The following is a 9,447-nucleotide window of genomic DNA, read 5'->3' on the forward strand; positions in this document are numbered from 1 at the left end:
CGTCTGCCCCTATCTCATGCTGAAAACAGGAGGCCGATTGACGTGCTGAATGTCCTCTATCTCCTCAACTTCGCCGGCAAGGCCGGGACGGAGCGGTATGTGGAGACTCTGGTGAAGTACCTCAACCACAAGCATATCCGGGCCTTTTTCGCCTACAATCAAGGGGGATTGCTGGTGGAGCGGATGGAGGAGGCAGGCGTTCCCATCCGTCAGATCGACATGAACAGCCGCTTTGACTTCAAGGCGGCCAGGCGCCTGGCCGACCTGTGCCGGGAGTGGAACATCGATGTGGTCCACTGCCACTACCTGCGGGAGCACTACACCGCCCTGCTGGCCAAGGGGTACAACAGGCACATCCGGGTGGTGTACACCAACCACTTTGTGCTGGAGAACAACGCCATTACCCGGCTGTCCAACAAGTGGATGGACAAGCGGCAGGACCAGATGATCGCCGTGTGCAATCTGGGCAAGCAGCAGCTCATCCGCAACGGCTGGAGCGGCGACCGGATTTCCGTCATCTTCAACGCCGTGGACCCCGCCGCCTGGGCGGGAGACCGGAGCGAGTCCACTCTGCGGCAGGAGCTGGGCATCCCGGCCGACCGGTTCGTCATGCTGTGCGCCTCCCGCTTTGCCGACGACAAGGGCCACCACTATCTGCTGGAGTCGGTGAAGCGGCTCAAGGAGATCTCCGACGTGCCCTTCACCCTGGTGCTGGCGGGCGACGGCCCCCTGCTGGAGGACCGGAAGGCCCAGGCCAAGGAGCTGGGGCTGGATGACTGCGTCAAGTTCATCGGCTTCCGCAAGGACATCAAGAATCTGTACAAGGCCAGCGACCTGTATGTCAACTCCTCTCGGCACGAGGCCCTGTCCTTCCTCATCATCGAGGCCATGGCCGCCGGACTGCCCGTTGTAGTCACCGACATTGCCGGCAACCCGGACATCGTCAACGACCAGACCAACTGCGGCCTGCTGGCGGAGTACGACAACCCGGACTCCATGGCCAATGCCCTCAAGCGGATGATGGAGGAGCCGGAGCTGCTGGAGCGCTGCCGGGCCAACGCCCTCAAGGCGGTGGACGACCGCTTTGAGGTCCACAAGATGGCGGAGGCCACCTTCCGTATCTACGAAAAGGCGGCAAAGGGGTAAGTCCCGCCGCTCAGTCACAATTTTTCCACAAGATTGGAGCCTATGTCTATGTCTGTCGCACAAAACAGTGCCCTGGTCCGCTTTTTTGCCGCCCTGTGGGCCGTCCTCTATGACGGCTGGGCGGACAGCGTGCCCGGGAAGATCCTCCGGCGGATCGAGATTGCCGTCCGCCACGGCGTGGAGGGCAGCGCCCTGTGGCGCTTTGTCTGGCGGGACGGCCGCATCCCCGGCGGCTGGCCGGAGAGCCTGACCTGCCGGGTCGTCACCTTTATCATCAACATCCCCTGCATGATTGTCCAGTGGCTGTACAAAATCTGGAAGAACGTGTGGGACGGCAGCATCGCCTTCCGCATCGCCTCCGCCCTGGGCGGCGCTACCTTTGTGTTCCTGGGGCTGTCCATGCTGCTCATGCTGGTGGTGGACCACGATAACTGGAACAACGCCTACACCCTGCTGTGCATGTACGGCGTGATGATGCTCTTCCTGGCCGGCTGTATGGCCCGGCCCAAGCACCGGCTGGACCTGGACAAACTGGGACCCTACTACACCCTGTTCATGGCCTTTGTGTGCTATGGCTTCCTGTGCAGTCTGGGTACCGACTTCTCCTCCGGCCTGGTCAGCGGCATTACCGGCAGCCTGTCCTGGCGCTTCTTTGTCTTCCACGCCATCGCCTTCCTTATCACTGTGCTGACGGTGAGCTCGGTGCAGAAGGTGGAGCAGCTTCAGCTGATGCTGGTCGTCGCTCTGTGCGGCCTGACTGTATCGGCGCTCTATGGCTGCTATCAGGGCTATATTGGCGTGGAGGTGGTGCCCTCCCAGCAGGACCTGATCCTCAATGCGGGCATGCCCGGCCGGGTCTACTCCTTCTTCGATAACCCCAATAACTTCGGTGAAATCCTGATTATGCTCATGCCCTTCCTGCTGGCCCTGTTCCTCAATGCAAAGGGCTGGCGGGGGCGAGTGCTGGCTCTGGTGTCCCTGGCGGTTTGTGTGGTGGCCATCGGCCTGACCTATTTCCGTACTGGCTGGATCGCCATGGTTCTTGTCATGGCCGTGTTCCTGGTGCTCCTGAACTGGCGCTTCCTGCCCCTCTTCATCGTGGTGGGCCTGCTGGCACTGCCCTTCCTGCCGGACAGCATCATGAACCGTATTCTTACCATCGGCAACATGAAGGACAGCTCTCTCCGGTACCGCTTTGCCATCTATGGCAACACCACTTACCTCCTTGAGGACTACGGCCTGCGGGGCGTGGGCCTGGGCACCGACGTGATGCGGCAGGTGTTCAAGGTGTACCCCACCATGTATGACGGCAACTACCCCATCCACACCCACAACAACTACGTCCAGATGTGGGGCGAGTTGGGCTTCTTCGGCGCCCTGACCTATGTGGCCATGGTGCTCCACCAGCTGAAGACCGGCGTCAAGACCTTCTACTCCTGCACGGACCGCCGGATTAAAAATATCCTGGCCGCCGCCGTGGGCGCCTTCTTCGGCATCTCGGTCATCAGCGTGGCGGAGTATACCTGGTTCTATCCCCGCAATATGTTCGTCTATTTCTTCCTCTTCGGCGTCATTGCCGCCTGCGTCAAGCTCGCCCGCGCCAAACAGCGCGCCGGAGCATAATAAAAAATATGATTCAGAAAAGCGCCCAGGCCATCGACCTGGGCGCTTTTGCGGCCGAAAGGGAAAAATACTGGAATTCTTTCCTGAATGTTGCGAAAAAGCCGGGTAACAGGTGCATTTCATGGTTAAAATTACTTCACACAGTGGGAACTGCTCGAGGAATATGATAGCTTTTTGTCTGATTCCGTCGAGAAAAGAGGTAATTTAGCTATGGCAAGAAAATCAGTTGAGCGCGGCATTTCCTATGATGACGTCCGGAAAATATACTATGTCTACATGGACTATGGCCGGGATGAGGAGGGAAAGCGGATCAAAAAGTACAAGACCTGCTCCACACTGGCGGCGGCCCGGCGGGAGATGCGGACCTTCCGGAGCGAGCTGGAGAGCCGCCGGCAGGTGGCGCCCCGGGCGCTGACCATGGACCAGTGGCTGGAGTACTGGATGGAGCAGGTTATTCAGCCCAACCGGGCGGAAACCACTATATATGGATACCGGAAAATCATTGATAACCATCTGTCCGACGCCCTGGGGGATATCCCGGTGCAGAAGCTGACGCCACGGAACTTGCAGGAGTACTACGCCATGCTGATGCGGGACAAGGGGCTGTCGCCCAATACAGTCCGGCGGCACCACGACCTGCTCTCCGCCGCTCTCCACACGGCGGTGCGGCAGGACATTATACTCCGCTCGCCCACCGAGCGGGTGGAACCGCCCAGGGTGGTGCCCCGGGAGGTGGGGTATTACGGCCCCGAGGAGCTCAAGCAGCTCTATGCCCTGGCGGAGGGAACCGGGCTGGAGCTCGTCATCCGGCTGGCGGGGATGCTGGGCCTGCGGCGGGAGGAGATCTGCGGCCTCCAGTGGTGTAGCGTGGACTTTGTCCAACGGAAAATCCATATCTGCGCCGCCCGCACCGCCGCCGGTGCGGAGATCATCCAGAAGGAGACCAAGAACCGCTCTTCCAACCGGGTGCTGCACATGGGCGACGAGCTGGTGCGGCTTCTGCGCCGGGAGCGGGCCAGACAGGCGGAGAACCGGCTGGCCCTGGGGGCTAGGTGGGAGGACTCAGGGCTGGTAGCGGTGGACCGCATGGGACGTCCCCTCTCGCCCAACGCCGTGTCTCTGGCCTTCACCCGCTTCATTCGCCGCAACAGCCTGCCCAAGATCACCCTTCACGGCCTGCGGCACACCTTTGCCACCGTGGCCTCCGCCCAGGGGGCGCCCCTTTTCGACATCGGAAAGGCCCTGGGCCACTCCACCCCCGCCACCACCGGGCGGATTTATACCCACCTGCTGGACCAGAATCACGCTGCCACCCTGGATCGGGTGGCGGCGGCGCTGAAATGACAAAACTCCCCCGGGATACCCGGGGGAGTTTTTGCGCACAGTGTTCAGGACACGGAAGTGACCTGATAGCCCTCGTCCTCCACGGCCTTCTTGAGGACCTCGTCGGCCACGTCGTGGGACAGGGTGACCACGGCGCACTTGTTCTCCACGTCGGCCACAGCGGAGGTGACCCCGTCCAGGGAGGAGAGGGCCTTTTCCACGTGGGCCTTGCAGTGGTTGCAGGTCATGCCTTCAATTCCGAGCTTCTTTTCCATTGTAATCGTTCCTTTCTTAATGGTTTCTTTGGGTTTGGCTTGCTCCGGGACAGCCGTGTCCCGGGGGGTGGGCTTGAAGAACCTGAGCCGCAGGGCGTTGGTCACCACGCACACCGAACTGAGGCTCATGGCCGCGGCGGCGAACATGGGGTTGAGCTGAGGGCCTCCAAAGAGCACCAGCACGCCGGCGGCAATGGGGATGCAGATGATGTTGTAGAAGAAGGCCCAGAACAGGTTCTCCTTGATGTTGCGGATGGTGGCCTTGGACAGCCGCACCGCATCCACCGCGTCCATCAGGTCGCTCTTCATCAGCACGATATCCGCCGACTCGATGGCCACGTCGGTGCCCGCGCCGATGGCCAGGCCCACATCCGCCCGGGCCAGGGCGGGGGCGTCGTTGATGCCGTCGCCCACCATGGCCACCTTCCGGCCCTGGGCCTGGAGGGCGGACACGGTCTTCTCCTTGTCCTGGGGCAGCACCTCGGCCACAATCTCATCCACGCCCAGAGCCTGCCCCACCGCCTGGGCGGTGCGGCGGTTGTCGCCGGTGAGCATGACCACCCGGATGCCCATGGCCTTGAAGCCCGCCACAGCGGCGGCGCTGGTGGGCTTGACGGTGTCGGCCACCGCCACCACACCCAGAAGCTTGCCGTTTTCGGCGAAGTAGAGGGGGGTCTTGCCCTGCTCCGCCAGAGCACCGGCGGAGGCGTCAAAGCCGGACAGATCCACGCCGGACTCCTCCATCATGGCCCGGTTGCCCGCCAGCACGGGGGCGCCGTGGAGCATAGCGGTGACGCCGCGGCCATGGACGGCCTGGAAGCCCTCTACGCTTACGAGGGGGATGTTCCGCTCCCCGGCCTCGGCCACGATGGCCTGGGCCAGGGGGTGCTCCGAGGGCTGCTCCAGGGAGGCAGCCACACACAGCAGCTCCTCCTCGGTGACGTCGGCGGCGGTGAGGCAGTCGGTGACCACCGGCTTGCCCTGGGTGAGTGTGCCCGTCTTGTCCAGCACCACCGTGTCAATGGTGTGGAGGGTCTCCAGGGCCTCGGCAGACTTGATGAGGATGCCGTTCTCCGCGCCCTTGCCGGTACCCACCATGATGGCCACCGGGGTGGCCAGGCCCAGGGCGCAGGGGCAGGAGATGACCAGAACGGCCACTCCAGACGTGAGGGCGGAGGTGATGCTGCCGCCGGTGGCGATAAGCCAGATAACGGCAGTCACCAGGGCGATGCCGATGACGGCGGGGACAAAGACGCCCGCCACCCTGTCGGCCAGCTTGGCGATGGGTGCCTTGGAGGAGGATGCCTCGTCCACCAGGCGGATCATCTGGGCCAGGGTGGTATCCTCGCCCACCCGGAGGGCTTTGAAGGTGAAGGAGCCGGACTTATTGATGGATGCGGCGGCCACCTTATCCCCGGGGCCCTTGTCCACCGGCAGGCTCTCGCCGGTAAGGGCGGACTCGTCCACTGCGGAAAAGCCCTCCGTCACCACCCCGTCCACCGGGATGCGCCCACCGGGCCGCACCACGACCAGGTCGCCCGCCACCACATCCTCTACCGGTACCTCGGTCTCCACCCCGTCCCGCAGGACAGAGGCTGTCTTGGGCGCCAGGTCCATCAGCCGGGTGATGGCCTGGCTGGTCTTGCCCTTGGAGCGGGTCTCCAGGTACTTGCCCAGGGTAATGAGGGTGAGGATCGTGCCCGCCGACTCAAAGTACAGGTCCATGGACCACTTTTCCGCCATGGCCATATTCCCGTGGCCCAGGCCCCAGCCGATGGCGAACAGGGCGGCTACGCCGTAAACAAAGGCGGCGGCAGAGCCCATGGCGATGAGGGAGTCCATATTGGGCGCGCCCTTGAACAGGGTCTTAAAGCCCACTTTGTAATATTTGTCGTTGACGTACATAATGGGCAGCAGCAGCAGGAACTGGGTCAGAGCGAAGACCATTGCGTTCTCCGTGCCGTGGAACACCGGCGGCAGGGGCCAGCCCATCATGTGCCCCATGGAGATATAGAACAGAGGGATGAGAAAGATGAAGGACACGATAAGCCGGCGCTTCATGTGCTTGAGCTCCTCTTCCATGGGGGAGGGGCCCTGCCGGGCGGCGGGGGCCTGCTTCCCGGCAGGCAGGGGACAGGAGGCGCCGTATCCGGCGTCAGCCACCGCCGCCTCAATGGCCTGGGGGGAGGTCTTGTCCGGGTCGTACTCCACAGTCATGGAGTTGGACAGCAGGTTTACATTGACCTCCGTGACGCCGTCCAACTTTCGCACCGCTTTATCCACATGGGCGGAGCAAGCGGAACAGGTCATGCCGGTAACGTCAAATTTCTGTTTCAAAGGGAACACCACACTTTCCAAAAAGGCTCCGCCCATACCGCGCCGAGTGGCGCGTCCCAAGCATTTTGCGGAGCAAAATCTTGATGCCGGCGGAATTCATTTCCGCCGAGCAGATAGAGAAAACGGGGCCCCCGCAGGACGGCACGTCCTGTGGGGAACGGAGCAAGCGGAACAGGTCATGCCGGTAACGTCAAATTTCTGTTTCAAAGGGAACACCACACTTTCCAAAAAGGCTCCGCCCATACCGCGCCGAGTGGCGCGTCCCAAGCATTTTGCGGAGCAAAATCTTGATGCCGGCGGAATTCATTTCCGCCGAGCAGATAGAGAAAACGGGGTCCCCGCAGGACGGCACGTCCTGTGGGGAACGGAGCAAGCGGAACAGGTCATGCCGGTAACATCAAATTTCTGTTTCAAAGGGAACACCACACTTTCCGGTAAGAGATAGAGGCAGGGAGATTACTTGAGAATCCGGTCCAGGGTCTGAGTGAACTCATTGATTTTGGCCGCCCGCTCCGCATCACTGGCGGCTTCCTGGACGCAGTGTTTCAAATGGGCGGCCAGGATCTCCTTGTTGGCCCGGTTGAGAATGGCCTCGGTGGCCATAATCTGCTGGGAGATATCAATACAGTAGCGGTTTTCTTCCACCATTTTCAAAATACCGTCCAGCTGGCCCCGGGCGGTTTTCAGCAGCCGGGTTACAGTCTTTGCGTCGGCCACCATGGCGCGCCGCCTCCCTTCTTCAATACCCCCCTGGGGGGGAGTGTTATTACGATGTAATCATACTCGCGCAGTGGGGATTTGTCAAGGGAAATTTTTCGGGGAGCGGCAGGGAACAGGGCACAAAAAAACCGGGCCGGCATGTGCCGGCCCGGACATTGTCAGCGGACAGTGCTGAGCTGTTTGGTGCTGGAATGATAGATAGGCTTCCACTCTACCCGGCTCACCAGGGCGGCCAGGGAGATGGGGATGTAGGTAAACATAAAGACGGGGAACAGAAAAACGTAAAAGAGCTTCTTTCCGGCCGGGGCATTGATGTGCTTCCACTCACTGAGCACAGTGATGATGCCATAGACCAGCAATCCCATATAGAAGGTGAAGAGGGAGGAACCCATAAACTCCAGGCACAGAGACATCACATAGCGGGCAATGTAGGGGGGCTCCACCAGGCAGACAGCGCACATAATGGCGTTGAAGAGGAACAACACCAGGGTGAGCAGCATGCCAGGAGCCACGGTCATCAGCATATCATAGCAGGACCAGCTGGTCTTGTTCAGCCGGGCGCAGCCCTTCAGCAGGGGAAGCGCGTATTTTTTGTCTACCTGATAGAAGCCCTTGGACCACCGCAGCCGCTGATCCCAGGACTGGCGGAAGGTTGTGGGCTGTTCATCGTAGACCACGGCGGCGTCGCAGTAGCCGATACGGAAGCCCTTGACTGCCGAGCTGACGGAGAATTCAATGTCCTCCGTGAGCAGGTGGTAGGGCCAGCCGCCGTTCTCACGGATGACCCGGGAGGACACCAGAAAGCCGGTGCCGGACACATGGCAGTTGCCCCCCAGCAGCATCCGGGGATAGCTGAGGAAGCGGGCCTCCCGCAGGAACCAGATGGAGTATCCGGCGGAGATCCAGTTGGCGCCGAAGTTTTTGGAGTTGCGGTAGCAGGTGAGAGCGTCGTACTTACCGGTGTCAAAGACCCGGTTCATCTCCCGCACAAACTCCTTATCCACCAGGTTGTCAGCGTCGAAAATGAGGTAGGCGTCGTACACGTCCCGGCGCTCTGCCGCCAGGCGGTGGAAGAGCCAGTCCAGGGCGTAGCCCTTGCCCTTGAGCCGCTGGTCCTGGCGCTCGTAGACAATGGCGCCGGCCCGCCGGGCCGCACCGACGGTATCGTCGGTGCAATTATCCGCTACTACATAGACATCCAGAAGTTCGGACGGGTAATTCTGATTTTTTAAGCATTGTATCAGCTCTGCAATGACCCCTTCCTCGTTGCGGGCGGAAATCACTGCCGCATAGCGGTGGAGCTTGCAGTTTTCCGGCAGGCGGGGGGGATGCTTCCGGCGCACCAGGCCCACGCCCAGATAGATGAGCTGATAAAAATAGAGCACTGTAAAGAGGACGGCGATGAAGAAATTCAGATTTTCTATCAAATGGATCATATTCATAACGTTTCACCTGATAGCATTTTTTAGCAAGATAAATCTTCTCTACCCATTTGCGTTATCTTAGCACAATTTGAAAATGTTACAAGTTCTTTTCATAGATATTAACAAAAAATTAAAAAAGTCTGTTGATGTGCCTAAAAGCGAAATAGAAACCGGCAAAACCGCGTACATTCTTGACAAGACGAGCAGCCGTTCCATAATATAGTCCTGCATCAGAGGGAAGCGGCTGCATACGGTAAGACGAGAGGGGAAGGCAAAAGTTCCCCCAAGGCTGCGGGCTGTCTGGCGGAACCAGGAGGGCTATGGTATAATAAAGTTCCTTCGAATTGCGAAAAATTCAACCGGCGCCCTTGACTTTCCACCAGGTGGAAGGTGTATGGTGAGGCCTGAGAGAGGTGAACGGCGGTGAAAATCAACGAAGTAGAGGAGCGGGTGGGCATTACCAAGCGGAACATCCGCTACTATGAGAAGGAGGGCCTGCTTACGCCGGGGCGGAACAGCGAGAACGGCTACCGGGACTACACCGAGGACGACGTGGCAGAGCTGAAGAAGATCAAGCTCCTGCGCAAGCTGGACATGCC

General features: G+C 60.4%; 7 protein-coding genes. 4 read left to right on the forward strand and 3 right to left on the reverse strand.

All coding sequences use genetic code 11. From position 1 onward, the window contains the following. The first annotated feature begins 42 nt into the window (after positions 1-42). The 3 genes from Q0K06_RS08250 to Q0K06_RS08260 all read left to right on the forward strand — a co-directional run bounded on the left by Q0K06_RS08250 (position 43) and on the right by Q0K06_RS08260 (position 4,113). On the forward strand, positions 43-1,146 hold the full coding sequence (locus Q0K06_RS08250; RefSeq protein ID WP_294551013.1) for a glycosyltransferase family 4 protein: 1,104 nt from the start codon (positions 43-45) through the stop codon (positions 1,144-1,146). Positions 1,147-1,194: 48 nt separating this feature from the next. Continuing rightward, complete coding sequence (locus Q0K06_RS08255; protein ID WP_294551014.1) at positions 1,195-2,769, forward strand: O-antigen ligase family protein; 1,575 nt, start codon at positions 1,195-1,197, stop codon at positions 2,767-2,769. Positions 2,770-2,979: 210 nt separating this feature from the next. Continuing rightward, positions 2,980-4,113, forward strand: coding sequence for a tyrosine-type recombinase/integrase (locus Q0K06_RS08260; protein WP_294551017.1), 1,134 nt, complete (start codon positions 2,980-2,982; stop codon positions 4,111-4,113). 44 nt (positions 4,114-4,157) lie between these two features. Here the strand turns inward: Q0K06_RS08260 and Q0K06_RS08265 are convergent, their stop codons facing one another. The 3 genes from Q0K06_RS08265 to Q0K06_RS08275 form a co-directional block, all read right to left on the reverse strand. Next, entirely contained in the window at positions 4,158-6,740 is a 2,583-nt protein-coding gene (locus tag Q0K06_RS08265; protein WP_294551019.1) for a heavy metal translocating P-type ATPase, read from the reverse strand. A gap of 420 nt (positions 6,741-7,160) precedes the next feature. Next, complete coding sequence (locus Q0K06_RS08270) at positions 7,161-7,424, reverse strand: metal-sensing transcriptional repressor (protein ID WP_294551022.1); 264 nt, start codon at positions 7,422-7,424, stop codon at positions 7,161-7,163. Positions 7,425-7,582: 158 nt separating this feature from the next. Next, positions 7,583-8,866 carry a glycosyltransferase family 2 protein gene (locus tag Q0K06_RS08275; protein WP_294551024.1) on the reverse strand — a complete coding sequence of 428 codons (1,284 nt, stop codon included), beginning with the start codon at positions 8,864-8,866 and terminating at the stop codon, positions 7,583-7,585. A gap of 405 nt (positions 8,867-9,271) precedes the next feature. On the opposite strand from Q0K06_RS08275, the gene Q0K06_RS08280 reads away from it, so the two are divergent. Further along, positions 9,272-9,447, forward strand: a 176-nt coding sequence (locus Q0K06_RS08280) for a MerR family transcriptional regulator (protein ID WP_294551026.1), incomplete at its 3' end; no start/stop codon positions are given.

Source organism: uncultured Pseudoflavonifractor sp., assembly GCF_944387805.1.
Lineage (GTDB): Bacteria > Bacillota > Clostridia > Oscillospirales > Oscillospiraceae > Pseudoflavonifractor.